The following is a 25,807-nucleotide window of genomic DNA, read 5'->3' as shown; positions in this document are numbered from 1 at the left end:
CCGGTTGTCCTTGGCTTGCTTACTTGAACAAATCCTTCTTCTTCTCATAGACTGTGTTGGCCCAATCTACCAGCTTCTGCAGTCCCATATCCTCTGCTTTCTTAACCATACTGTTGTAATTTGCCACTGCTTCCTCTTCGGAGTTCGCAAGGTAAATTCTCACCTTCTCGTTTTTGACCATCTCGTCAATCTTGGTCTTAATCGTCTTCTCCTCAGAATCGGGCTGTGCCTGGATTAAGCCGATTTGCGGCTTATATACAGTGATGGCTTTTGTTTCCATCAAGGCCTGTGTCTTCTGTAAGCCGGGAACATAGGACAGCATGCCTTCCGTAACCCCGTCGTTGTACAGGTACCACCACTTGATGCCGTTGCTGTTAACGAAATCCGAATCAGAAGGGTTGTATTTCAGATCCGGATGCCCTTCATTGTTCCAGGTCCAATGCTCCCCTTCGACGCCGAACATTGTCAGCTTCTTGCCTTCATCACTTGCCAGATATTGAAGAAATTTGATCGAGGCTTCCGGGTCTTTATTGTTCTTGGTGATGAACGTTCCCGCAAATCCAAGCCCCGAACTTACAACCTTTGCATCTTTCGACAAGGCGCTAGGCAGCATTTTGAACGTGAATGAGCCGCTTCCGCTGCTTTTGATTTTTATGTTGTCCGTATCCGCTGTGGCAACCGTATGGCTGTGGGCAAACGCTTTTCCGTTGGTCGCATACTGGTCATCAATCTGATCGTTCGCCAGCGCGAAATTTTCTGCCAGAATGTATCCGTTGCGGTACAGACTGTTCATAAACTTGAAGAACTCCAGCATTTTGGGCTGTCTAATGGAATAGTCGACTTTTCCATTCTCTTCATACCAGCCATCCAGGAGGACGCCTGTGCCGAACTGTTGGAGGAAATATTGCTCCAGCCAGTCTTTGTCCATGATGAGCGGCACCATATCCGGGTATTTCTTCTTGACCAACCCCAACACTTTCACAAAATCATCCAGCGATTTGATCGGCGGATTGCCCAGCTCTTTCAGGATATCTTCCCGCACGGCAATCCCCGGATGGCCGTCACTGCCGATCGAATATTTGTTCTTCGCCATTTCCTCCTGAGTGGCGAAGGAATTTCGAATCGTGTAGAAGTTGCCGTCGTCCATAGTATGGATCGCAATTCTCGTCTTGTCGATCTTGAAATCCGGCGCATATTTCTCGATCAGCTCATTCCATGGATAGGACAGCTTCGAATCCGACAGCCGGTCTATGTTCGAATAGGTGAAAACAAGGTCCGGGAGGTCGCCGGAAGCGATCATCAGCGGAAGCTGCTTGTCGTCCGTTGCAACTGTAACCTTCAGCTTTATACCTGTTTTCTCGGTGATTTTATCTGCAACGGGTCCTTTCCATTCTTTCACCGGATACCAGGGAGCGTCGATGAACAGCGACAATTCCTTCACTTGTCCTGTGCTCGAATCCCCTTTTGCACCAGTATTATCCTTGCTGCCGGCATTGTCTCCTTGAGCTGCATTGTTCGATTTGCTTCCCTGTCCCCCGCTACCGCAGGCTGACAGGAGCGAGATCATCATGATAGCCGCCAATACTGCCGCAAGCATCTTGTAGCTTCTAGTTTTTTTCAAACAAAACTCCCCCATTGTAATTTAATATATTAAAGCAAGCGCTTTAATATTGAAGCTGCTTGTTTAGCCCTTTACAGAACCAAGCATAATGCCATGCACGAAATACTTCTGCAGGAATGGATACACACAGATGATCGGCACTATGGAGACTACCATCGCCGTTACCTGCAATGAGAAGCTGGTAACGCCTGCCGAAGCACTGTTGGCAGCAGCAATCGCATCCATCGGAGAATTGCTCTTGTTAATGACCTCCATCATGCGGAAGGCAAGCGTCCGCAGGTTCTCCGACTGGACGAAATACGCAGAGTCCAGCCAGGAATTCCATTGGCCTACACCCATGAACAGTGCCATTGTGGCAAGAAGCGGCATCGAGACCGGCAGGATAATCCGGAAGAAAATAACGAATTCGCCCGCGCCGTCAATGTGTGCGGATTCCTTAAGCTCACCGGGAATTTCCCGGAAGAACGAGATGGCAATGAGCAGGAAGAACGTGCTGAGCATCGACGGTATGATATAGACGCCAAACGAATTAAGCAGACCGATCGAGCGCAGCACTACGTAGTAAGGGATCAGGCCGCCGGAGAAATACATCGCAAAAATGATGATTGCAAAATACAATTTGCTGAACATCAGGTCGCGGTGCGAAAGTCCGTAAGCTACCAGACTTGTCAGCAGCAGCCCCAATGCTGTACCCGAAACCGTCCGGACAACCGTGACTATGAAGGCACGGTACCATTTAGGATCGTCCAAAAACATTTTGTAATTCTCCAGAGTAAAGCTTCGCGGCCAGAGATAGACGCCCCCCAGAAGCGAATCCGACCCCTTGTTGAATGAGGCGATCAGAACATAATAGAACGGGTATAGCATAATGAGCATAATAATGAAAAGGACGGTATAAATAAAGCCGTCAAAAAGCAGATCCTTTTGTCTTTGACTCTTGAGCACGGCTCTTCCTCCTTTCCCTAGAATAAACTTGAGCCTGACATCCGTTTTGCGATAGAGTTGCTAGAAAATATTAATACTACCGAAATAACCGACTGTATTAAATCAATAGCCGCTGCGTAAGAGAACCGGCCGTCCTTCAGCCCCACCTTGAACGCATAGGTCTGCACAATCTCCGAAGTCGAATTATTGATGCTGTTGCCGAACAGGTACGCCTGCTCGAAATTGGAGCCCACCAGTCCTCCTCCAAGAATACTGCCGATCGTCAACACCAGCACCACCACGATGGTTCCCTTCATCCCCGGCAGCGTGATATGACGAATGCGGGCAAGTCTTCCTGCCCCGTCGATCTCGGCCGCTTCGTACAGCGCCGGATTGATTCCGGTAATGGCTGCCAGGAAAATGATCGTCCACCAACCCATTTCCTTCCAGACAGCGCTTCCGACTGCAAGTCCCCAAAAATAGTTCGGGCTTGTCAAAATATTGAGCGGTTCGTGGATGAAGCCGAGGCTCATCAGGGCTTTGTTGACCACACCGACATCTGCGGACAGAAAGGCATAGGAAACACCGACCACCACGACCCAGGAGATAAAATGCGGTAGATAGCTGACCGTCTGAACGAACCGCTTGAAGGCCATGTTCTTCACTTCATTCAGCATAATGGCGAGCAGAATCGGCGCCGGAAAAGCGAAGATGACCTTCAGAAAGCTCAGGACCAGTGTATTGCGGACAATCTTGCCGAACTGATAATCGTGTACAAATTCATCGAAATACTTTAGTCCCACCCAATCACTTGTAAAAATCCCCTTAATGCCGCTTGAAATGCTGTAGTCTTTGAACGCCATCAGGATCCCGAACATAGGCGTGTACGAAAAAACCACCAAGAACAGCATACCGAGTCCGACAAATAAATGAAGCATCCTTTGTCTTTTGAACCGCTTCCATAATCTGCCGCTGCCGGTCTGCGGGCTACTAAGCTGCGTCTCCAGTTGCATATGCGACCCTCCTTCTATATGTAGTGTACTCTCCCGAACAACGGCGGCATAAGCCAACATTCTTAAGAAAGCGTTGTCATTTTTAAATATGGATACGCTTCGAAGTATAGATGTAACGCTCTCCCATGACAGAGACGTTGTCCGAATTGTACCACGCATGTTGCGAAACACATGTTCAAGTAATTGAATGAGAAACCTAAAAAGGACCGCAACAGCTTGCCCGCCAGCAACCTGTCACAGCCCTCCAACCCGCGTCTGACGCGGTCTTACGCCTGTTCTTCTTCTCCCGTCGCGATCGGATTTTCCGGGTAGCTGACCCAATCGCTCCAGCTTCTTATCCACCCAAGAGCCACTTCACCTCCGGAAAGCGGCTATCCGGTCCTTTCATTAAGCTTCCGCCTTGATTTTTCAGATACATATCGAAGAAATCCAGCATATAGGCATTGATAACGGAGTTCGCTCTTTCGGGCGCAATCTTTCCTGTAATGCCCAGCCTTTTGAAAATCGGAGAAATGAACTGTACGTCGGTAAAATTCAAATGCTCCGTATTTTCGATATAGAGGACTTGTCCCCCTTCGCCCGTCGCTTCGCGCATCCGTTCAAGCTCCAGCTTTTTATCTTCCGTTACTTGATTCATCCACTCTCTTGTTGAGCCCATACGGTTAAGCTCTGCATCTGTGTAGACCCGGTTCTCCATCACCATTTTTAATTTTTCGGATTCGCTTTCCGAGTTGATGAACAAAAACGGCTTTCGCAGACCCTCTCTGTCACGCAGCCGATAAAGCGCTCCATCAAGGTCTATGCCAACCGCGATTCACGGATCGTAAGAAGCGTCATAGGCCGTCGCTCCGCCGATGGAATGACCGAACACCCCGACATGACCGAGATCAATCCTCCCTTTTAGCTGACTTGGAATCTGCCCCGATTGGATCAGCTCAAATTGGTCCAGCGCAAACGCCACATCGCCCGTTAAAACTTTGCCCAGCTTGTCGCGATTTCCGCTTTCCGTCCGGTAATCATGGTCGGGCGAGAATAAGTCGTTGGTTGTGCTGGTCGTGATTCGACCATCCGGAAACTCGGTTGCAAATGTATTGTAGGTGTGGTCGATCACTGCCACGATATAACCGTGACTCGCCAGATTCTCGGCTTGCGACGTGTGGAGGAACCTGGAAGAGCCGAAGCCGGGATTCGCAAGGATCAGCGGGTATGAAGTCTGTGCCGAAGAGACTTCGGCCCCTGAATAAGCATGACTGGATACGTACTTCAGGTGCCCAAAAGTAAACCCGGGAAGACCATAGTCCGCGGCCATATAACGTAAAATCCGGGTATCGGGAATAAGGGGAGCGTACTTGCCGGTGCCAGCTTGAGCCGGATACCATACCTGAACCATCAATTCCCTCTTGCCTGTCGCGGGTTGTCCAAATGTCTCCTCCCGGTTTGGATCAATGAAATGAAAAACTTGCGTGCCTACCTTCAGCTCACCGGTTGGTGCCGGAAGGCTGAATACGGGAAACACATAGAGGAAGCACGCCGTTGCGATTAGCCCAAACACGATAAATAGGCGACCCAGCACCCTACGGATTCGCGGGACCGTCCGAACAGCTTTCTGCGTTTTGAAAACGTCTATAAACGAAAGCATAAGCATGAGAATCGTAAATCCGTATAAAAATAAAAGCTGAACCCTGTATCCTTCGACAAGAAAATGGATCACTAAAAAAATGGAGCCGGCTCCGCTTGTCAGGAGCAAAGCTGATCTTCGGATACGTTGATTGGAAACGAACAGGAATGCCAACAAACAAGCACTTGAAAAGAATAGCAGCATTTCAAAAAGCCTCACGCCATCTCCCCCTAAAAACTAATCCCATCGATGGATAGGATTAGTATACAGGAGCAAATAGGTTGATACTATTGATCTAGATTACAATTGCCTTACACTCCTCGTAAGGTTATTCCGCGGGATTGTGAATCCAACTAAAAGGTCAAACTGTCAATAATAGCTCCATGGCTACACGTTCCTTATCCGCAATCTCGAGCAGAAGCTCGGAAACCAGGTTCAGTTCCTGATGGCTCCCCGTTCTTCCTGTATTGTCGATCAAAGAAGACACGCTTACCCACATTGGAGCAATTTCCGTAAACAGCCAGTATGCCTGTTCTACCTTTGAATCTCCAAACAGATCCACGCATTCTTTTATAAAATCCCGATATAGGTTTCGAAACAAAGCGCCGCCGGTTCCCGCTCTTTCCATTAATAGCGCAGTCAAACATAGATCTTTCTCTAAATCCTTGCTTCTAGAAGGCCACTTCAAGACTTCATGGCTCATTTTTATAATGCCTTTATTCCCTATATTGCGAATAGGCGGATTCAAATAGTTTCTTGCATTCTCGGCTATAGATGATCGTATAGCGGGTATAAGCGGCGGAAGGGTACCGACCGGCTCAATCGTAAAGGAACGATTCCTGGAGCTCATTGGTCCCTTTGCGTTTCTCGCCATGGCCAAATGGGTCAAACTCGTCTTTACAAGTCCGCCTTGTTGTCTTGTATCCGCCATGTAGGCGTATTCGGCATCCGCGCCATATATTACCGCATAATGGGCTGCAAAGTGCACTTTATTCGTGAAATAGTCCAAATAATAGGAGTCTAGTTTAAGCCCAACCGGAACTCCAAGTTCTATGTAGCTCCGTACATTCTGCCACGCTTTATCAACGGACGAGCTCTCTTGCATCCTGATAGTTAAGTTGAGCTGGGATACAAGGCAAGCAGTCAGTTCATCCGGCTTAACCCTCCCTCCTATAAAAGGAAAGTCCATCTGCTTCGAATCCCAATAAATAAATCCCAATCCTTGCCCGAGTCCGAATAACATCGGTTCCGATAGCCGAACTCCAGCAAATTGAAGCAAGTTGCCTATTGTTGTTGTCTCGCAATGTTCCCCTTGAAACGGAACGAACCCCTCAATGTTATTAGACATGTTCCTTCGTCTCCTCCATCAATTCGTTGATAATACTGGCGACGAACGCTTGCTCACTCTCGATAAGACTCATCGGATGAAGGAAAAGCGCTCTTACGTGAAGCGGTAATCGAGCTCCGCCTTGAGATTCGTACGTCTGCCTTAAATTTTTCAATGTCTCTCCAAGAAAATCTAGCCGTTTCCGCAAAGCCTCAATGGCTTCTCCTTTCTTAACAAAAGTTAATGCGGCAAGCCCAAGATCGAAGCGGTTATCGCGCTCTCGCGAAGACGATAGGCTGGCAACAACTTCTTTTCTCAGCGTTGTTATCCCCATCTCCGTCATGGAGAATCGGGTCGGCATTGGTCCCTTACCCGATTTCTCTCCGGAATTCTCGTGCTCGACCAATCCTTTATCGTTTAATTTCTTCAGTCCTGCGTAAATTGAAGTCGTACCGATATTTGCCCATTCCCTGTAACCGCGCTGATCGATTAACTTATTGACCTCGTAACCCGAAGCTTGATTACATTCCGCGACAATTTGCAACAGCATAAATTCGACATTCGAAAGTTGATTCATGTTCAGACCCCTTATGCTTTAATATTACACACATGTAATATAACACTAGTGAAATATAAAATCAATATAACGAAAGCGGCAGTGAAGTAACAACCGCCTGCAGCTGTTTTCCTCGGGTTCTTGTTTGCAAGCTGTTGAACGAAAACGCCAAAAAGGACTGCAACAGGTCACTTGCTCCTAACCTGTCATAGCCCCCAAACCCGCGTCCGACGCGGCTTCCCGGTTCTTACTCTTCTCCCGTAGCGATCGGGTTCCCTTCATACGAGATCCAGTCGCTCCAGCTGCCCACGTAGAGTCTCACGTGTGAATATCCCGCTTCCGTCAACGCCAGTACGTTAGGGCAAGCCGTAACACCAGCCCCACAGTAGACGATGATCTCCCGGTCAGTCAGAATGTCCCGAAACCGCTCCTTCTGAGCAGCCGCACTCTGAAAAACGCCGCCCGGCGATCCGTTCTCCCAATAGCGGTTGATCGCGCCGGGTATATGTCCAGCTTTGGCGTACTACCGCGAACCGTGCGCTTTCAAAGCTTTATATTTGCCAAAGGATTTCTTGAAAACATAATTTGAAGAAATGGTTATGACCACGTAATAGATCAAAATGATCAGAGCAATAACAGCCATGAAAATCCAAATATTATATATAAAAGGAATATAATCATTTGTGCTTATGGATACACTTCGAAGTATAGATGTAACGACCTCCCAGGACAGAGGCAGTGTGATTATATAAGCGGCTAACAGTATAGGCACATAGACATTTATCAGCATTTTCTTGATCTCCCCAGGCTCATACCCCATTCGCTGCAATATGTCCATACTGCGTCTGCTTTCCTCGGTAACGATTAAACTGATCAACATTATCATCACAATAGCGATAAGCACGCCAATGACCTGATTCAAAACGGCGCTTAATTGTGAGGATGAGGCTTGACTTAACTTTTCATCGTGAATTTGTTTTACGGAAATAACTTCATTTCCCGCTCCTTTATCTCCTTCAGAAATTAAAGCATTGCTGAATCTGCCATTATAAATATGTGGAGATATACCGAGCATTGCCGTCAACTTTTCTTTTTTCAAATACACTGTGTCCGGATTTCCATTATAGCTAAAAGCACTGACGGGAACTTGCAGCACTGAGTTGTCTACCCGAACCGTAATTGCCGTTCCTACCCGCAGCCCCCATAATTTCGCTTTGGAATAATGGACCACTGCCCCCTGATCCATAGCGCTGTTAATAGATTGTCCGTCCTTCGACAACAGTGTGAGCCAGCTGGCATCGCCGTCCCAGGATAGCAGTTCGCCTTGGAAGCCCTGTCTGCCGCTGCCGGAATCTGCCCAAGTAAAATATTTGTTTCCAAGGCGGTAGTAGCTGCCGGAATCTCCCGATTTTTCCTCAATTCGGGCCTGATCAAAGCGTAAGTCATAGCTGTAATGAATTCCGGAAAACTGCCGCTGAATAGAATCCAAGCTTGACTGATTCAGCGAGAAGCCGAGCAGGAACAAGATGGAGGACAGCACAATGGTTATGACAAGTAGCACAATTACCCGGAAGCTTCGAAATGCCATCCGCCATTTAATCCGGGACAGGAAGGGGAATTTTTCCGTCCACAAGGCAAGCTTTTGCATAACTTTCTTAGGAGAAGATTGCAATGTCGGCCGCAGCATGGATAACGATGTTTGACGTGCGAACAGGCGCAGCTTCAAATATAAAGGCAGAACAAATGCAGCAAGAATAAATATTATCCCGATCAGCAGCGAAGCGGTTGAAACGCTTTTGGGAAAAGACGGCAATGTATACTGGGATTGAAACTGCGCGATCAGCAGATCGGCTCCCATGTAAGCCAGTCCCCAGCCGGCGAGAATCCCTGCTGCGCACAAGCTCGTATGCACCAGCAAAAATGCCCGAATCACCAGGCCAGGTGAATAGCCCATGGCTTGAAGCACTCCCCAGGATTGTCTCAGCGCATTCAAACGGCGGTCCAGAAAAACATAATAGATCCCCCCGCACAAGGCCCCCAGCACAACCAAAAAAGTATAGGACAAGCCTTGATTCGAAGTAACGCCCTGTATGATTTCAGACGCATTCGGATTATCATTGACCTGCAGGATGGTATCAAAACCGGTATCTTCATTCATTCGAGCAGTTTCATCGGAAAGCGATAAACCCTCCATCGGTAAAAATCTGCCGGTATACAGATATTGCTCCGAAGATACCGAACGATTATAATCGGCAGACCACGATAAAATGGAAACAAGCTGATCCGACCCTGAAGACACCCGAGTTAAATGCCCCGGTTCAATAAAATGTCCCACAACAGTATAAATATTCCCGCCTAAGCTGATCGTCCCTCCTATATGGGAGGACAACAGCTCCTCTGCATTGACAGGGACTGCAATTTCACCGGATTTTCCAGGCAAACGGCCTTCGCTCATATACACCTGATTGATACTGTTCGAGTTCGGACTTGCAATCAAGTGGAAGGTTGTTCCGTCTTGCCGGATTTCTTTGTAAGAGTTCCTTCCATATGTGAAGTGATACTCCTTGCTCAACCGCTCCGCTTCCTTGCTTTCCTGGGCATCAAAAGCAAGACGGTATTTCTTGCGGATATTGTTGAATCCCATCATATCGAACTCCTGCCGGGAGACTCCGGTTCCTGACAACAGCTCCCATTGCTGATCCTTGGTTAAGGAGCCCGCCAGGTTTAATGTAAATTCGAACTGCTCCTGGTGTTGTTCTTCAGTAAAGCTGTTGTATTCTGCGGCGATCCCATCCGATGCATAACGTATGAAAAAATAGATAAAAGCCGCAGCCAAAATAAGGATTATAATCAAAATTGTTTGCAGCCGGTTTTTAAGCACATCCCGCCAAACCCACTTCAGCACATTTCCCATAACCATTCACTTCCTTAACTTGGATAACTAGCTCCAGGGGATGTCGTCGACATCAAGCGGCTGTAAAGAATGCAATTCTCTAACCAGCTTTCCGCTGTTAAGCTTGATGATGTGATTCGCCATCTGCGATATGGCTGTATTATGCGTGACGAATACAACGGTAAGCCCATATTTGCGGCGTAGTCGCTGTATTATTTTTAACACCTGTTTGCCGCTCTCTTCGTCAAGTGCTCCGGTCGCTTCATCGCAGAACAGGATATCCGGCTTTTTAATCAAAGCTCTGGCAATAGCAACCCGCTGCTGCTGTCCTCCCGACAGTTCATGTGGAAAACGCTTCTCCAAGCTGCCGATATCCAGCTCTTCCACAAGCTCATCAATTTCCAGTCCCTCTTTGTTCAAATAGCGCCCAATCTCAATATTCTCGCGGACGGTCAGATTAGGAATTAGATGATACTCTTGAAAAATAAATCCGGTATGAAGCCGGCGGTAGCGGCGCAATTCTTGATCGTTATACCGGCTCAAATCGTCCCCGGCAAAAAAAATGGCCCCTTCATCCGCGCGCTCGAGCCCTGACAACAAATTCAACAAGGTGGACTTCCCCGACCCGCTCGGACCAAGGATCACAACAAAATCCTTTTCTTCTATTACCGCACTCACCTGCCTAAGGGCAAAAGCCCGCCCTTCTTTTTCTCCATAGGCTTTACTCGCATTTTCAACACGTAATATCTCCGTCATGAATCCCCCTCCATTTTGCTGTTGACATTGTAGGACGGTTCCAAATTCTGTTCTGCCCCTACTTTCCTTATGTACACCACGATAGTTCGGCCGCCCATTTTACTTTGCGAATATCCCAATTGTACGCTCAGCAAGTAAACTGGCACATCATTCTCGGGAATGATTTTTTACTTTTTATATATTCCAAGGAAAAAAAATACAACGACGAAATGAAATAAATATCATTTTGTAGAGTATACTCCGTAGTTCTCATAATAGAGATAAGGGGATAATGAATTAAAAAGAAGGATACCTATAAATTCAGAAAGGATGAACAGAAAATGAGGAGCCTGCTAGAACAGCTATATCATGGCAATTTGTGTCCCGAAGAAAAGGTTATACCCAGCGACCCACAATACCGTCAGCTCAGCCGCAAAACATCCGAGACTATTGAGGCATGGAGGAAGCAGCACTCCGAAGAGGAGTTCAGTAAGCTTGAGGAGTTACTGGAGTTATATGGTCAGACCCATGGAATGGAGCTGGCCTCTTCTTTTACCTATGGATTTCGCCTGGGGGCAGGCATCATGGTCGAGGTCTTGACTGGAAAAGATGAGCTGGCTCACAAGCTGAGTAGCTTTCCTGATAAAACTTAGTTATAGAGATTTCAAATAAAAAGAGCTGAAGCATACGGATTTCTATATCTAAAAGGCAAAATAAGAAACCTTGATTTAGATATTCCTGAAACTCCCCTATTTTTCGATAACTATAGTATGTGAGTAGATGTGCTACTAGGATACGAAATACTTTTTTTGATGTAATACACCCCACTGACAACTGATGAAGCTTTATACTAATGGTCACAAGATGATATTAAGCCGAGATGTCCCTTAGACTATTTTCTAGCATCTAAATAAGGCAGAACATGGCATCACTAAAAGAGCATACTAACCCTAAACTTAGAGAGTGTAACAATGATTGAAACCTAATTACCAGGCTTTTTTCTTTGTTTAAGTGTCATTAAGGCAAAGCATAGGAAAAGCCCATACAATGGCGTACAGGCTCGTGTGATGAGGTGCTTATGTCTTATGCTTTCTGCTCATACCCTTAACCCTACGATAGAAGGTATTCGGTTTCATATAAGTTCTAGGACAATACTTGATATCAGCTTCTCTAAGCCCTTGTGGTACTGTCTAGTGTCAAGAATTAGACTATCAAGAATTACTATATGAGCTCCTATCTCTTGTGTTATCCCTTGCCGTTCACGCTTAATCTCTTGAGCGTTGCGTCCAAGCCGATTAAGTTCCTTGACGAAAAGAATATATCTTTTCTGCAAATGTATAGAGATTAAGTTAAATCTATTATTTTACATTATCTAACCTCTGTATATTCTTATTATCTTCAAAATAATTATTATCCGGTCGGTTTCCGATATTTTAAAAAATCCAAACTTTTATTATTTTATAAAAGAAAGAATTTATTTGCTTCGATCAATTCGAGTTTAGACCTTTTTATACAATTTACCATCTTTGATGAAACCGTATTTTCCATAGAATCTCTTCAAATCTTCAACGGTTAAATTTCTACCAGGAACCATACTACCTCTAATACAGGTAATTTGTTTTTTATAACTTTGTGAACTCAAGAATTTTTCATATGAGTAACGATGTTTAATTTCTGAATAAAACTGTTTGTTATATTCGTCTATTCTTTGGTTTAGTTTCGGAATGATTTCAAGTAAAGCATTCAGCATTATTCCGCCATGCCCCATTCTTTCCACTTCAGAGAAAAAATCGTTAATTATCAGGTTGTTGCTATAACCCTCATACTCAAGGTACAGTCTAGAACGCATAGAAAGGCATTTTCCAAATGATAAAAATAATGTTGGCGTATTTCTATCTTCAGGGTTAAACTGACTTAGATTTAAGTATACTGCGACTAAATTATTGATTCTATCTCTACAAACTTTGAAGTAAACATCATCATTCTTTGATGAGCATTCATTGTGTAAAAGAATAGATATATCTGACACTAGATCGATAATTTGATTTAGTTTTTGATTCTCTGTGCCATATTTTCTCAAATTCAATTCACCGATTTTATTTACTATTTTTCCGTTCATTGATAAAATCTTTTCAAGGTTTCCTTCTTGAATTATACCTTCAAGATCAGTTATATATTTATTAAGACTTTCACTGTAAATCTTATCTTTTTCAGTCATTAAGATTGTGTTTGATGTTACCTTATTCTTCTGGTTATTAAAAATAAAGTTTAACAATTTTTTCATATTTCACCCCAGCATCCGTTTCCTTTGCACCACATTTGATCTCGTGTACCAATTTCAATGATTTCATTCTACTTTGAACGATCATTCTCCCAACATGTTGCTTCTAAATCTAAAATAATGTAATTCATTTTATCTCCATTCGCTGATTAAGTTTTATTTTAGAAAAGAATCTATATTGAACAACTTTGGTTTCTTCGCTTTCAATCCTTCTGAAACCATCATCAGATAAGTATATATTCGATTTCCATTTGATAAAATTCTGAATACTACTTTCTGATGATTGCTTGCCATTGATTTTATATGAACCTCTGCTGGAATGTATATTCCTGGAATAAGCATTTCTGTATCTCCATATGTTCTATACCTGGATGCTACTCTATGATTTCCATCAATCATTAATGATAAATTTGATGGAGCGTACTCAACAACATATATAGGATTTGAATTACGAAGGGCATGAGGAAATCTATCTACTTCCAACCCGCTATAATCAACAAATTCTTCAACTTCGGCAATTTTGAATTTTTTTCTAACCACATTATTACTATTATTTTTTATTAATTTTTCAAGTTGTGGAATACTCCACGCAAATTCATATTTATCTCCATTTGGCAATACATGCTCTCTGAAATATAATTCTCCTTCATCGATAGGAATCACTATTTCTTCCTTGGTTTCGAGCAATTTTAACAAAATGATCTTAAGCTTGTCGCAATGTTCCAGTAAATTGGGATGCTCGCCCATGTTCAACTCAGTATTCATTTTAAACCCTTCAATCAAATCTATAATTGAACGAATAGCGCTAACCTTTTGAGGATTTAAATTGAGTAACATCTTGGCTCCCCCCATTAATCAAATGTTTATAAGATGCCACTTTCATCTGCTTAAGAGCGTTGCTCCAATGGCAGATCTCTGGTCATCCTCTCTAGTCTTCAAGGCTGTGTATCATACTTTCAAAATCTACCAGTTCATTATTTATTGATACAATATCGTCATTACTTACTTCGTTATTTCCTACTTTTTCAACAAACTTTTTAAAATTAACAAGAACGTTCAAAAATTCTTCTCTCATAATCATTGCCTCCTTGTAAAAGCAATAATTTATTTCGAAATAAAACTATACTCGTCTATTGCTTTTTCTATTAATGCGCTAGGATGGGATTTAATTTTTATATGGTGTCCCTCTTTATACATGTTGTTCACAATGGAATAATTCCTTTCGCATTTGCTCAGACAACATCTCTTATACTTCTTGCCACTTCCACACTTACAGATTTCATTCCTTTTGGTATTTCTATTTTTGGTATGTTTTAGTCCTCGGAAGAAATCCCATTGCTCAATGTCCCTATCATAAAAGAAAACTTCTTTTTTCCTTAATGCTGCGGTTTGTTTACCTGATTCATAACCTGCTATGGCTCTTGATGGGGATTCAAATCTGAAATCATCCGCAATTAATTCTATTGACTCTCTATTTTGTCCTATGCACTTAATATACGAATTGTTTATAATTGTTCTATTTATTTCCTTAACTTGTTCATGGGTCAACGTATTAATTTGGTTTGGTTTTATATAATTTGGTTTTTCCCCATTGAAATAGGCAATATAATATTTGCTCGATAAGGGTATTAGCATTAGCACATCTTTCAATCCCAGATGACGATTGCTTATATTTATATACTGCCCCTTAATACTTAAAGCCGCAGTACTCACATATTGATCGCTTAATAGAAAGCCATCACTTTCACTTTTTATAATCGACAAATCATAAAACTTAATTATTGTGTTGCTTAATTCCGCTAAGTACGATGAATCCAGTATCTTTTCCAGCATCAGAGGAATCTTATCTTCTTTTTGAAGGCCATCAAAAGCATACTCATTAAGCAACGCACCGCTTCTATAATAGAAAATCAGAAAATCTCTTATGTAAGTCTCAGCCTGCTTTTTTAAATCTCCAATATTAATTGGATCAGACTCTAAATCTTCAATAATTTTCCTCATGGCTGGAGCAAAATAACTTTCGATTTTGCCGAACTCCTTTTCCAAATAGTTCCCCTCTAAGTATGGATGTTCATATGTATATCTTTCAGACATAGACTGCCTGTAACTAATCGAGTAGATATTTCTATGCTTCAGGAGTATTTCAAATACTTTACCTTTACTATTAGCAAAATTAGCTAGTATGCTTTGGGGAATATAATGTTGATTTTTGGTAATAGTGTTCATCTGATTATCCTCCTAAAGCTCAGTTATTTTAAGATGAACTATGGCTCTCTATTGTATATTACTTGATAAACTTCACTAACCAATCTTGATATAACAGGGATTGATAATAAACCCTTCTTTATTGTCAATAGCCATTTCAAACCAATTATCTTTGGTTAAAATCACTAACTGTACATTGCTACCTACAGTACTATCTACTTTTGAGACTTCTCGTATGATACCAATAAAATTATTGCCTATTGATTCTGGATTGTTTTCTTCTGCGGGTTCGGCATCCTCTAATAACTTTAATGCCTTATCCATACCACTGCCAAATCCCATATGTGTTGAAATGCTAGATTCTTCAAAATTGTTTCTGTAATCATAATGAAATAAAAAAGTAGTTTGTTTTTTAGGATCGTATCCAAACAAAATAAATGCCATCCCAGTTTCATAATTCGGTGCGTATTTTGAAAACTGATTCATAGCAAATTTAAAATGTTCAATTGTACAAGCCTTAATATCTTCTATCGATACTTCAGCATTTGCCATAAGAATACTTCTCACAGCCTCAACACATGTATCGCCTAATCTTCCCAATCCAGAAACTGCTATTCCTACGCCCTTATGAATCAATTGAATTTTTAGTTTTTCATTGTCTTGATTCCCTAATTTATTCCCCGAATTGTTTAATAGCACTCTTAACATATCTGAAGCTACTACAATGCCATTGTTATACTTTTCAGCCAATATTAATGTCATTTAAATACTCCTCATAATAATTTGTATGAAAGGTATCTGCAAAGATGCTGAACTCAACAGGATTCAACGTTTTTGTTACCATCTTATAAAATTCCTGTAGGAATAAGTTCAATGTAAAAATATATTAACTACTTGGTCATAGAAAAAGTGACATAAATCCTTTTATTATTTCCAGTAAATCTCCCCATTTAAACTACTCATTTAAATATCGCTTTCAACAAATCAAAATGACAAATCATCATCATCAATACTAATAACAAATGGGTTGTTAACTTCTGTGGCGGGGGAGATTACCTCCATAACTGTTGTTGTGCTTGAATGCAATTCAGCCATTAAATCATCTAGATTAATTCCTTCTATTGTTGGAGGGTTCGAAGCTTCACTTGTTTTAAAGATTTGATCGTTATTTAGTTCAGCTTTGAGTAAGTTGTTTCTCACATAATTATGTTTATTAATATTTATTTCATCCAAATCCTCTAACAGTTTCTGATGTGCATTGACCTCCAATGAAGACAACGCAACAGTAACTGTTCGAAGCATTGAATTTGTCTTACCTACGTATTTATATATCTGATTTCTATTTGATTTTTCATGACTCGCTAAACCTACCATAGCACTAATTATAAGTTCGGGAGCATGCCCCCGGGCAATATTTTTTTTCAATTCTAGAAACCCATAATTATTTTCTGGTATTTCCAAAATTATACATTTTACAACATTAGTAACGGATGGGTGCTTGTAAATAGAAACTAGTAAATCAGCTATTGACTCATTAAGCTCAGTGAAGTCAATTATTGTTTTGGTTATCCAAAACAATTGGTATTCAGGGATGAATGATTTTTCAAGATAAACTTCAATTTCACTTATAATAGTATCCGAAATCATCATATAATTTCTTTTAATGTTGTAATATAAGTTTTTTGTTAATTGCGGAGAATTATTTAGAACCAATCTTGTCAGTTCTATTGTTTCTGATTCAGAAGTCATCAATAATGAGAGTATAAGTTCTATGTCCTCATCCTCAATATTTTTCCTATTGTGTAACATATCCTTTAGAAAACTTATCTCTTCCTCAGTTAAATCTTCGATTTCATAATCATAATCATCAAATTCATCGGTATAGGAATTAATTATAAGTCTTCTCTTTTTTAACAATGATATCTTAACTGTTTCAATATCATTTTCCTCTTCGTTTTCTGTTGTTGTAATTAGCGTCTTCTCTTCATTCAAACATAATCCTTTTTCACCTAATAATTTTTGAACTGTAAATATATCATTTGTAATGGTTTCCTCATCATTAGAAAAAAAATAAATATCGTCCATAAATCGTATAATGTATTCACTTTTAAGTTCTCTAGAAGCTTCTATAAAGCTTAGAAAATTACTCCCTATAACTTTCATTGGAAATAACCCTTGTGGCATACAACTGGTGCTACGTCCTTCATTAATTTCTCTTAAAAATTTCCCTATTTTTTCTGCTTCTTGTTGATTAATAGTTCTTGCTATGTAACTAACAATATCATGATGATAAATATTATTAAAAAAATTAGAGATATCAATTTTCCCCATAAACCCAAACTCATTCTTTAACAAATGTAGTTTATTTATAAACTGTCTGTATTCTTCAGTTTGTGAACTATAACTGTCTCCACTGAAAGTATAACCAAAACATTCACGGTTTGAGTAAACTTGTTTTTGGAAAAAAATTCTGTTTCTAAAAACGAAATCATATATGAAAATTAGAGAAATGGGATCTAATTGAAAAGTTTGTCTATAATGTTTTTTATCCTTTAAAGCGTAAACCCATGGTTGAATCAAAAAATAGGACTGAGCGTTCTCATTAATTTTTTTAATTTGAGCTTTATTCATTACTTGCGTTACTTTTTTGTAATCATCTTCATTTAAAAAAGTTTCCAGCCAAGTCTGGGAGAAAATTTCCTTGTTAATATATTCCAAAATCGAGCCTGCTTGATATTTGGCGATAAATAAAACAGAACGAAGTGGAAAAAGTGTTTTCTGAAAATCCTTCAATATAAAAGAATATACATCATCAATGCTACTCATATTTTCCTCCTCATGCATACAAATAAACATTCTATGTCAAATATAGATAGGATAATTTTATTATATCACCCAAAAATTTGTTTTCAATTTCAGTTTGATTCTAAATTTTTTTCATAGAAAACTTAACAAAAAATATCTGGAAAATATAAAAAAGTAAAGTTATATATACTTTTTTTACTTGAATGAATTTTTTATTACATTAGAGTAGGCTAAGAGGAATCAGTGGTTCTTCGTCTAGAATAACCTACTTGTGATGAAGAAAATTTCTCTATATTTACGTTTCAGACTGCTCTGAAATGGCTGTAAGAATGCTTCATCTCAGGATTTGAATAAGCGTTATTCTCGTCATATACAATAGGCAGTTGCTTTTTTTACTTTATAAAAATTTCCGTCCTCCCTTTCCCACAAAAAACATACAGCTATCTGTAAAATAATCGCAAGCCCCTCCCCGTTCAAAAAAAGGAGGTCAAAAAAGTAGAGGTATCCGGTCAATAATCTTTATTTCACATCACTTTCTCCTCACTTAGAATGAATGGTGCAAGCCAATCCAACAACTATTAGGTAAATGGGGGGAAAGGTATGACAAAGAAAAAAGCGTCTTTTTTTCTTTCGTTATGTATGTCAATCATTTTGCTGGCAGCATGCAGTAACACCGGCGGCAACAGTACCGCGGGCAATGGTGCGGGGGATAAGCCCGCGAACGGCAATGAAGTGACCAGTTCCAATGAAGTAGATCCGTCTGATCCGGCGTTCAGTGCTTTTAAAGAACCGGTAACGATTCATACGGTAACTTCCGAATACTCCTCGGCAAAATATCCCAAGGGCGACGATATTACCAACAACGTATGGATAAAACGGTATAAAGAAAAATTCAACATTGATGTCGTCACGGACTGGGTCAGCGATGAGTACGATACCAAGCTTAACCTGGCCATTTCTTCGAGCGATCTTCCCGACGTATTCAGAGTCAACGCCTCGCAGCTGCAGCAGCTGATCGAAGCCGATATGGTAATGGATCTGACAGAAGTCTTCAATAAATACGCCTCAGATCGCTTGAAAGGCTATATGGAAGCCGATGCGGACAGCTTTGAGTCCGGCAAGAAAAACGGAAAGCTGTATGGCATACCGCAGTTGCACTGGGGATTGATCGAGCAGCCGGACTATATTTGGATCCGCAACGATTGGAAGGAAGAGCTTGGCGTCAAAGATCCGGCATCCGTTGCGGACATCAAGAACATCGCACTTAAATTTATGGAAAAACACGGCGGTTACGGTATCGCTGTCGACCAGACGCTGGATTATCTGAACCTGCTGGCCGTTTCGTGGAATGCCCATCCGGATATGTGGATAGAGGACAGCGGCGGCAAGCTTGTCTACGGTTCTATCCAGCCTGAAATGAAGGATGCACTCAAGGAATGGGCTGAGTGGTACAAATTAGGAATCATTGACCCGGAATTTGCGATCAAGGACTTCAACGCAATGAACGCCGATGTTGTAGCCGGAAAAGTAGGCATGCAGCCTTACTATCAGTGGTGGGGGTATAACCCCGGTGTCGATACTGTAGCGAATTTGGGCAAGGATGCGGTCTTCTATCCGTATCAACTCCCAAGCATCACCGGTCAGGAAGCCAAACAATCGATCTTCTTCGCAAACGGCAGCTATATCGTAGCCAAGAAGTCGTTCAAACATCCGGAAGCGGCCATCAAGCTCTTAAATGACTACGCTTACATCGTAGATGAAGCCGTCGGCAAAGAATCCAAAGAATTGTTATCCAGCTTGCTGGACAATGATATGGCGCATGTTGTTGGCGCTTTCCGCGTCCTCAATCCTAACTCCGATTATGAACAATTTGAGGCTGTATCGGCGGCCTTGAAATCCAACGATACCAGCGGTTTGACATCTGCAGGGATGTGGCAGAAATACAACAACAGCGTTGATTTCATAAAGAATGCTACACCGGGCGCGGCGGGCGATTACTTGCAGCAAGGATCGCCGAAGCCCGCTTACGGCCTGGCGAAGCAGGTGCTCGACAGCGGGAACTACATCAAGACCGCACTATGGGGAGCAGCTCCGGAGGCACTTGCCAGCTACGGGACAACTTTGGACGATATTCTGACCGAGGGATTCACCAAAATTATTATGGGCGCTGAGAACATCGACTACTTCGATACGGTTGTCCAGAACTGGCAAACAGCAGGCGGAGATGCAGCCACTGAAGCCGTGAACGCAACATACGGAAAGTAAATCGTGCATAAGGGGGACGAGGGGTTCTCGCCCTCCTTTTATTTTTCGGATCACCCCACTTTTTGAAACGGAGGATTTGTAATGCTGAACAAATTGAAACAACAGCGTGCCTACCATCTGATGTTGCTGCCAAGCATCATCCTGGTGTTCATCTTCAGCTATATTCCTTTCTATGGCATTATCATTGCGTTCCAAAAATACAATCCTGCCCTGGGTTTCAACTCACCTTGGGTGGGGTGGGATAATTTTACCCATGTGTTTAATCAGCCGAACTTCGTGCGGACCATCTGGAATACGCTGTACATGTCCGCCTTTAAAATCATCGGAGGTATCGTTGTACCGGTCATTTTTGCCCTACTCCTCAATGAAGTCGCACACAGCGCCATTAAACGCACGTTTCAGACGCTTGTATATATTCCGAACTTCCTGTCATGGGTAATCATGGCCGGCATTCTGCTAGACATCCTTAGCTCAGGTGGCATTATCAATAGCTTCCTGCATGTTTTCGGAATACAATCCATTCCCTTTCTTGGCAGCCCTTCACTCTTCCCCTGGACCATGATTGTGAGCGATATCTGGAAAGGCTTCGGCTTCGGCACCGTAGTCTACTTGGCGGCCTTAACCAGCATCGACCCCGGACTATACGAGGCCGCAGTCATTGATGGAGCCAAAAGATGGAAACAAACGCTGCATATTACCTTGCCGCTCTTAATGCCGACGATTGTCCTGATGTCTGTTTTATCGCTTGGCAGCGTACTTAATGCAGGATTTGACCAGATTTATAACCTGTATTCCCCCGTCGTCTATCAGACTGGCGATATTATAGACACCTACGTTTACCGCCTTGGGATTCAACAGGCGCAGTATTCGGTCAGCGCTGCTGTCGGATTGTTCAAATCCGTTATCTCCTGCATTCTTGTAGGAGTGTCATATATCTTGGCCTACAAAGTAGCCAACTACCGAATTTTTTAAGGAGGCCTTGTTATGATTCAAGACAAAAGCATGGGAAGACGCCTGTTCCATGTCTTAAACTACACCATACTGATCCTGACTTCTTTGCTCTGCATTCTGCCGTTTATCAACCTTCTGGCCGTATCCTTCAGCAGCAGCGCCGCCGTATCGGCCGGGGATGTGGCGTTCTGGCCGGTTGATTTTACAACCAAAGCCTATGAATTTGCCCTGACCGGGGGGAAGTTTTTCACTGCTCTATGGATATCCGTACAACGGGTTGTACTGGGAGCGGTAATCAACCTTGCTCTAATGGTGCTTACAGCCTATCCGCTTTCCAAGTCGAAGCTAAAGCTGGCTGGGCGTAATCTATACATGGGATTTTTTGTAGTGACTATGCTTTTTAATGGCGGGTTGATCCCAACCTACCTCGTCGTAGTCAAAGCGGGGCTCATTGATTCGATCTGGGCGCTGCTCCTTCCCGGAGCTTTGCCTGTATTCAGCATGGTCATTCTCATGAACTTCATTCGCGGTTTACCGGAGGAGATTGAGGAGTCGGCAATTATCGACGGTGCGGGCCCATGGCAAATTCTGACCCGTATACTGCTCCCACTCCTGAAACCTGCGCTTGCAACGGTGGGTCTGTTCAGTATTGTCGGCCATTGGAACTCGTGGTTCGACGGCATAATATATATGAACAACCCTGATAACTATCCGCTGCAAAGCTATTTACAGACGTTACTACAGAGCTTTGAACAGATCATGCTCAAGTCAGGCACCGACTACACCCAGTTGCTGTCCATGATGAATGCCAGAACCGGACGTGCCGCCCAGATGTTCCTGGGTGCCATACCAATACTAGCGGTCTACCCGTTCTTGCAGAAGTACTTTACCAAAGGCCTGGTGCTCGGCAGTGTCAAAGGGTGAAATATGATTGTTCCCCAGAGCAGCCCCTCCCCATAATTGGAGAAGGGCTGCTCTGCCTTTTTGGTCATTGGAGTTGGCTGGTTATGCCGGGTAGCCGAATGATAAATGTCGTGCCTTCATTTATCCCGCTCTGCACCTCTATCCCGTAGGACTCGCCAAAATGAAGCTTGATACGACGCTGTACATTATACAGACCAATTCCTCTTGTTCCGCCTTCCGGTTCCTTCGTCCAGCTTTCTACCAAACTCTGAATGACCTCCTCCTCCATCCCGATGCCGTTGTCATAAACTTCGATGGCAATGTCAGTGTCTTTGGAGTATATCCGTATGGTAATCACGCCGTCCTCTTCAAGCTCGGCAAACCCATGAAAGATCGCATTTTCGATCAGCGGCTGCAAAATCATTTTGGGAACCCGGTAACCCAGCAGCTTGTCTTCAATCTCATATCTCATATGAATGCAATCATAGTACCTGACATTCTGGATCGTGATGTAGTTTGATACATTTTCCAATTCCTCACGGATTGTTACCAGGGAACCGTCGAATCTTGTAGCATATCGGAGCATCGAAATTAACGCTTCCGTCATATCAACGATCTTGTCCACCTTTTGCATGGAAGCAATCCATTTAACAGAACCGAGGGTATTGTATAAAAAATGAGGGTTGATCTGGGAATGCAGCGCCCGTATTTCTGCTGCGCCTTTCTCGATTTCCTCCTGCTGAACCCTTTCGACCAGCCGCTTCAACTCATACGACATCTTATTGAAACGGTTGGATAAATGCCCGAACTCGTCCCGGGAGCCGATATGCTCCACTTTTTCGAACTGTCCCTTTTCGACCAGAACGATATTGTTCATGAGCTTCTTTATAGGACGAGTAATGACATTGGACAGAAAAACCGAGATGATCGCAGCAAACAGGGACATTACAATCGCCAGCGTAACCAGGTTGCGTCCCAATATTTCGCCCTCACCGGTCAATTCATCCATTGGCATATACAGGTACGTTGTCCATTCCTTTTGGCTAAGCGGGCTGGTCACCACGATGTTCGCCGATTCGTCCGGACGGACGTTGTCCCGAAACAGTGTGCCTATCAGACGATCATCCACGTTGTATACAATTTTGTCGTCACTGTCAACGATCATAAATCTCGAACGCAGCGCTTCCTGCAGGTTTCTGTTCACGATCTCAATAAATTTAATGTCAATGCTGACAACGATAACGCCTAAGAGCCGGCCGGTTGTCGCGTCATATATTTTTCTGGCGTGCGAAACCGTCAGCGTTTTATTATCTAGCTGCTTGTCGATCCGGGTTGTCAGGGTAATGGTTCTATCATTTGTATGCATAAATTTTTTGAACCACAGCTCGTTATCCACTTTATATTCGTGATTAATAGGGTGATTGGGGCTGACGAACAAATCGGCTCCTTGGTTTAAATTATACAGGTAAATAGAGAATACGCGGTCTTTCATCATGATGTAGTTCATTAAAGTATTGTAAGCCGCATTCTCATTTTGCTCACCGCCGTCGCGAAGAAAATCTTGGATTGGATAACTTCCCTCCAGCGTTGCCGATAAGCTGCTGCTTAGTCCGTTGCTGGCAAGCAGCGATATTTTTTCAATTTCCTTCAGAAATTCGTCGATGCGTATATTGGTTTGCTTGGCCAGATCCTCCATCAGTTTTCTGTAGTTGTGCTCTAACAACCGTTCAGTAGAGTGATAAGAATTGAAAGTCATCACAATAACCGGGAGTATAATCACTGTCAGGCAAATAACCATGATCTTCGTCTTTATGCGAACGGGCTGCCATCTCCGCATTGTGCACCTCTATTCCTTGAGTCAACTCGAAGTTTGGCTTTACTCTCGATACTCCTCGGGGGTGACGCCTACGATCTTTTTAAATATTGTGCTGAAATAGGTGTAATTATGGTACCCTACCCTATCGGCAATTTCGTACACTCTCAGCGTCCCTCCCTTTAAATAAACCTTCGCCTGTTCAATCCGAACATGGGTCAGGTAAGATATGAAATTCTCTCCTCTCTCTTGCTTGAAAATTCGGCTGAGATACGACGGATTGACGTTGATCTGATTGGCTACGCTCTGAAGTAAAATATCTTCGCCATAATATTTGTTAATAATATCAACCGCGAGCTCGGTATAGGTGCTTTCACGCTTGAAGCAGGCATCGGCATCAAAGCAATAAGCAATGTATTCCAGCATGCTCTCGTGAACATTTTCCCAGCACTCCCCTCTTAAAACGGTTTCATAAGGAGAGTGCTGGGTGGAAGAAGGGCGCGGTCTTTTCGCTGCAAGTGATAATTGTGCATGTGTTTTTTCCATTATTAATATATATTTCTCCCGAATGCTGTTCTCGTCAGCCCGCAGGGCTTCAAGCTCTGACCGGACCCTAACCAGAAACCGCTCCGCCTGTTTCTCATCCTTGCTTGCCCACATTGTGACAAAATCATATTCTTCCTCAAGGCTAATCCGTGATTCTATGGCTTCACGAACAGGCTCTTTGGCTGCATCTTCATAAAACAACACATTGTGTGGGCCCGTGAAAAAACGATTGCTCAGAGCAAGCTCAGCTTCCTTGTAGGCTGCTTTTAAGAACTTGAAACCCGGCGCCACCGTACTTACTCCAACCGTAAGCGTAAGGTTCATGAAATCCTTTACAGAAGCCAGTATTTTACTGCACAGTCTCTCGATGTCACTGCGTACCGAACTGCTGCCAGGGAGCGTATTTACAAAAACCAGATATTCCGAAGAATTGCCAATGACGATTTCTTTGTCCCATTTGGATGGAATCACTTCTTCCATAATGTTCAGGATCGAAAATCTGAGCAGCTTCTCATCCTTCTCCACGTACTTCTTCCTCACCGCTTCAAAATGATTCACCTTCATAATCAGGACAACCAATTCGGCTGATTTTACGCGAATCTGTAGTTCATCCGCTTTAGTACTGGCATCTTTTTCGCTTATGAAGCCGCTGATGAGGTCTTTAAAAAAGTTTTCCTTCAAATGACTTAAGTTGAGAGAGTAGTCATAGGGCATTTTGAAGAGGCTGCCCTGATGTTCAAGTTCTGCCTGCAGTTTCTGGCGAATGGAGATCAGCAGCTCAGCGAGTGAGGCGGGGGTAATCTCGCTTTTAATCAAATAATCTGTCGCACCAAGCTTAAGGGCTTCCTTCACATAATGTAATTCATCAAAATTGCTCAAGATCACATACTTGCAGGTTTTCAGCGCGCTGGACGTTTCCCGGATGAATTGCAGTCCGTCCATAACTGGCATCTTAATATCTGTAATAATCAAATCAGGCGAAGTGGTTAGCGCGATTTCCAGCCCCTCCTTCCCGTTTGCAGCCTCCCCCACAACCTGGAAGCCATACTCCTCCCAATCCATCATGCTGCGAATCCCCACCCGCATTAATAACTCATCATCTACAATCATCAGTTTATACATGATCATCCCTCGGTTGTCTCATTCTAATGCGCTTTCATACTTTCTTTTATTATATGATATATTCCCGACAAATAGATGTGAAAAGATTAAATGATCTTTGAAGCAAAGGGGTTTCATTGATTGTTCATCATATTCCTTTCACAAAAAAAGCACTCTCCCGAGTGCTCCTTTAATAACCATCTATAGATATCCTAGAATTACATTATCCTTTTTTATACCCTACGTGCAA

19 protein-coding genes and 2 pseudogenes are annotated in these 25,807 nt (G+C 42.8%); 4 read left to right on the top strand and 17 right to left on the bottom strand.

Annotated features, from left to right (window positions below; all coding sequences use genetic code 11):
• Positions 1-19 precede the first annotated feature (19 nt).
• The 9 genes and pseudogenes from AC0LWN_RS17290 to AC0LWN_RS17250 form a co-directional block, all read right to left on the bottom strand.
• Complete coding sequence (locus tag AC0LWN_RS17290) at positions 20-1,621, bottom strand: extracellular solute-binding protein (protein WP_474667369.1); 1,602 nt, start codon at positions 1,619-1,621, stop codon at positions 20-22.
• Positions 1,622-1,684: 63 nt separating this feature from the next.
• Positions 1,685-2,566: a carbohydrate ABC transporter permease gene (locus AC0LWN_RS17285; RefSeq protein ID WP_474667367.1), complete on the bottom strand. Its 882-nt coding sequence runs from the start codon at positions 2,564-2,566 to the stop codon at positions 1,685-1,687.
• A gap of 17 nt (positions 2,567-2,583) precedes the next feature.
• Positions 2,584-3,558 (bottom strand): ABC transporter permease, encoded by a 975-nt coding sequence (locus tag AC0LWN_RS17280; RefSeq protein WP_474667365.1) that lies wholly within the window; start codon positions 3,556-3,558, stop codon positions 2,584-2,586.
• A gap of 334 nt (positions 3,559-3,892) precedes the next feature.
• Positions 3,893-5,395 (bottom strand): annotated as a pseudogene (locus tag AC0LWN_RS17275) (alpha/beta hydrolase family protein).
• A 142-nt stretch (positions 5,396-5,537) separates the two neighbouring features.
• Positions 5,538-6,524, bottom strand: a complete 987-nt coding sequence (locus tag AC0LWN_RS17270) for a BtrH N-terminal domain-containing protein (protein ID WP_474667363.1) — start codon at positions 6,522-6,524, stop codon at positions 5,538-5,540.
• Positions 6,517-7,080, bottom strand: coding sequence for a PadR family transcriptional regulator (locus tag AC0LWN_RS17265; protein ID WP_474667361.1), 564 nt, complete (start codon positions 7,078-7,080; stop codon positions 6,517-6,519). Before AC0LWN_RS17265 ends, AC0LWN_RS17270 begins: the two co-directional genes overlap by 8 nt.
• A gap of 226 nt (positions 7,081-7,306) precedes the next feature.
• Positions 7,307-7,573 (bottom strand): annotated as a pseudogene (locus tag AC0LWN_RS17260) (sulfurtransferase); the annotation flags it as partial.
• A gap of 9 nt (positions 7,574-7,582) precedes the next feature.
• Positions 7,583-9,973, bottom strand: coding sequence for an FtsX-like permease family protein (locus AC0LWN_RS17255; RefSeq protein ID WP_474667359.1), 2,391 nt, complete (start codon positions 9,971-9,973; stop codon positions 7,583-7,585).
• Positions 9,974-10,000: 27 nt separating this feature from the next.
• A complete protein-coding gene (locus AC0LWN_RS17250; protein WP_474667357.1) occupies positions 10,001-10,708 on the bottom strand; it encodes an ABC transporter ATP-binding protein in 708 nt (235 codons plus the stop codon).
• 320 nt (positions 10,709-11,028) lie between these two features.
• Between AC0LWN_RS17250 and AC0LWN_RS17245 the strand changes: the two genes are divergently transcribed.
• On the top strand, positions 11,029-11,340 hold the full coding sequence (locus AC0LWN_RS17245) for a DUF6809 family protein (protein ID WP_474667355.1): 312 nt from the start codon (positions 11,029-11,031) through the stop codon (positions 11,338-11,340).
• 845 nt (positions 11,341-12,185) lie between these two features.
• Here AC0LWN_RS17245 and AC0LWN_RS17240 read toward each other — a convergent pair.
• From AC0LWN_RS17240 to AC0LWN_RS17215, 6 genes are all read right to left on the bottom strand, one after another.
• The gene (locus AC0LWN_RS17240) at positions 12,186-12,971 is read right to left on the bottom strand and encodes a hypothetical protein (RefSeq protein ID WP_474667353.1); all 786 of its coding nucleotides are present in this window, start codon (positions 12,969-12,971) and stop codon (positions 12,186-12,188) included.
• A 153-nt stretch (positions 12,972-13,124) separates the two neighbouring features.
• Positions 13,125-13,805 (bottom strand): hypothetical protein, encoded by a 681-nt coding sequence (locus tag AC0LWN_RS17235; RefSeq protein WP_474667351.1) that lies wholly within the window; start codon positions 13,803-13,805, stop codon positions 13,125-13,127.
• A gap of 91 nt (positions 13,806-13,896) precedes the next feature.
• Positions 13,897-14,043, bottom strand: coding sequence for a hypothetical protein (locus AC0LWN_RS17230; protein ID WP_474667349.1), 147 nt, complete (start codon positions 14,041-14,043; stop codon positions 13,897-13,899).
• Between the two features lie 29 nt (positions 14,044-14,072).
• Positions 14,073-15,194 carry a DUF4238 domain-containing protein gene (locus AC0LWN_RS17225; RefSeq protein ID WP_474667347.1) on the bottom strand — a complete coding sequence of 374 codons (1,122 nt, stop codon included), beginning with the start codon at positions 15,192-15,194 and terminating at the stop codon, positions 14,073-14,075.
• Positions 15,195-15,269: 75 nt separating this feature from the next.
• Positions 15,270-15,935 carry an Ntn hydrolase family protein gene (locus AC0LWN_RS17220; protein WP_474667345.1) on the bottom strand — a complete coding sequence of 222 codons (666 nt, stop codon included), beginning with the start codon at positions 15,933-15,935 and terminating at the stop codon, positions 15,270-15,272.
• A gap of 222 nt (positions 15,936-16,157) precedes the next feature.
• Entirely contained in the window at positions 16,158-17,999 is a 1,842-nt protein-coding gene (locus AC0LWN_RS17215; RefSeq protein ID WP_474667343.1) for an RNA-directed DNA polymerase, read from the bottom strand.
• A gap of 579 nt (positions 18,000-18,578) precedes the next feature.
• Here AC0LWN_RS17215 and AC0LWN_RS17210 point away from each other — a divergent pair.
• The 3 genes from AC0LWN_RS17210 (at position 18,579) to AC0LWN_RS17200 (ending at position 22,118) form a co-directional block, all read left to right on the top strand.
• The gene (locus tag AC0LWN_RS17210) at positions 18,579-20,243 is read left to right on the top strand and encodes a type 2 periplasmic-binding domain-containing protein (RefSeq protein WP_474667341.1); all 1,665 of its coding nucleotides are present in this window, start codon (positions 18,579-18,581) and stop codon (positions 20,241-20,243) included.
• Positions 20,244-20,324: 81 nt separating this feature from the next.
• Positions 20,325-21,215, top strand: coding sequence for an ABC transporter permease (locus AC0LWN_RS17205; protein WP_474667339.1), 891 nt, complete (start codon positions 20,325-20,327; stop codon positions 21,213-21,215).
• Positions 21,216-21,227: 12 nt separating this feature from the next.
• Positions 21,228-22,118: a carbohydrate ABC transporter permease gene (locus tag AC0LWN_RS17200; protein ID WP_458963515.1), complete on the top strand. Its 891-nt coding sequence runs from the start codon at positions 21,228-21,230 to the stop codon at positions 22,116-22,118.
• 64 nt (positions 22,119-22,182) lie between these two features.
• Here AC0LWN_RS17200 and AC0LWN_RS17195 read toward each other — a convergent pair whose 3' ends face one another.
• Entirely contained in the window at positions 22,183-23,934 is a 1,752-nt protein-coding gene (locus AC0LWN_RS17195; RefSeq protein WP_474667337.1) for a cache domain-containing sensor histidine kinase, read from the bottom strand.
• 39 nt (positions 23,935-23,973) lie between these two features.
• Positions 23,974-25,584 carry a response regulator gene (locus tag AC0LWN_RS17190; RefSeq protein ID WP_474667335.1) on the bottom strand — a complete coding sequence of 537 codons (1,611 nt, stop codon included), beginning with the start codon at positions 25,582-25,584 and terminating at the stop codon, positions 23,974-23,976.
• Between the last annotated feature and the right edge of the window lie 223 nt (positions 25,585-25,807).

The sequence above is a fragment of the Paenibacillus sp. sgz302115 genome (genome assembly GCF_056120445.1).
Note: the sequence above shows the minus strand (reverse complement) of the source record. Positions and strands in the feature narration are given on the sequence as shown.

Coding starts and splice junctions, on each gene's coding strand:
- AC0LWN_RS17280 (WP_474667365.1), bottom strand. CDS start 3,558: ATGCAACTGGAGACGCAGCTTAGTAGCCCGCAGACCGGCAGCGGCAGA.
- AC0LWN_RS17270 (WP_474667363.1), bottom strand. CDS start 6,524: ATGTCTAATAACATTGAGGGGTTCGTTCCGTTTCAAGGGGAACATTGC.
- AC0LWN_RS17265 (WP_474667361.1), bottom strand. CDS start 7,080: ATGAATCAACTTTCGAATGTCGAATTTATGCTGTTGCAAATTGTCGCG.
- AC0LWN_RS17255 (WP_474667359.1), bottom strand. CDS start 9,973: ATGGGAAATGTGCTGAAGTGGGTTTGGCGGGATGTGCTTAAAAACCGG.
- AC0LWN_RS17250 (WP_474667357.1), bottom strand. CDS start 10,708: ATGACGGAGATATTACGTGTTGAAAATGCGAGTAAAGCCTATGGAGAA.
- AC0LWN_RS17245 (WP_474667355.1), top strand. CDS start 11,029: ATGAGGAGCCTGCTAGAACAGCTATATCATGGCAATTTGTGTCCCGAA.
- AC0LWN_RS17240 (WP_474667353.1), bottom strand. CDS start 12,971: ATGAAAAAATTGTTAAACTTTATTTTTAATAACCAGAAGAATAAGGTA.
- AC0LWN_RS17235 (WP_474667351.1), bottom strand. CDS start 13,805: ATGTTACTCAATTTAAATCCTCAAAAGGTTAGCGCTATTCGTTCAATT.
- AC0LWN_RS17230 (WP_474667349.1), bottom strand. CDS start 14,043: ATGAGAGAAGAATTTTTGAACGTTCTTGTTAATTTTAAAAAGTTTGTT.
- AC0LWN_RS17225 (WP_474667347.1), bottom strand. CDS start 15,194: ATGAACACTATTACCAAAAATCAACATTATATTCCCCAAAGCATACTA.
- AC0LWN_RS17220 (WP_474667345.1), bottom strand. CDS start 15,935: ATGACATTAATATTGGCTGAAAAGTATAACAATGGCATTGTAGTAGCT.
- AC0LWN_RS17215 (WP_474667343.1), bottom strand. CDS start 17,999: ATGAGTAGCATTGATGATGTATATTCTTTTATATTGAAGGATTTTCAG.
- AC0LWN_RS17210 (WP_474667341.1), top strand. CDS start 18,579: ATGACAAAGAAAAAAGCGTCTTTTTTTCTTTCGTTATGTATGTCAATC.
- AC0LWN_RS17205 (WP_474667339.1), top strand. CDS start 20,325: ATGCTGAACAAATTGAAACAACAGCGTGCCTACCATCTGATGTTGCTG.
- AC0LWN_RS17200 (WP_458963515.1), top strand. CDS start 21,228: ATGATTCAAGACAAAAGCATGGGAAGACGCCTGTTCCATGTCTTAAAC.
- AC0LWN_RS17195 (WP_474667337.1), bottom strand. CDS start 23,934: ATGCGGAGATGGCAGCCCGTTCGCATAAAGACGAAGATCATGGTTATT.
- AC0LWN_RS17190 (WP_474667335.1), bottom strand. CDS start 25,584: ATGATCATGTATAAACTGATGATTGTAGATGATGAGTTATTAATGCGG.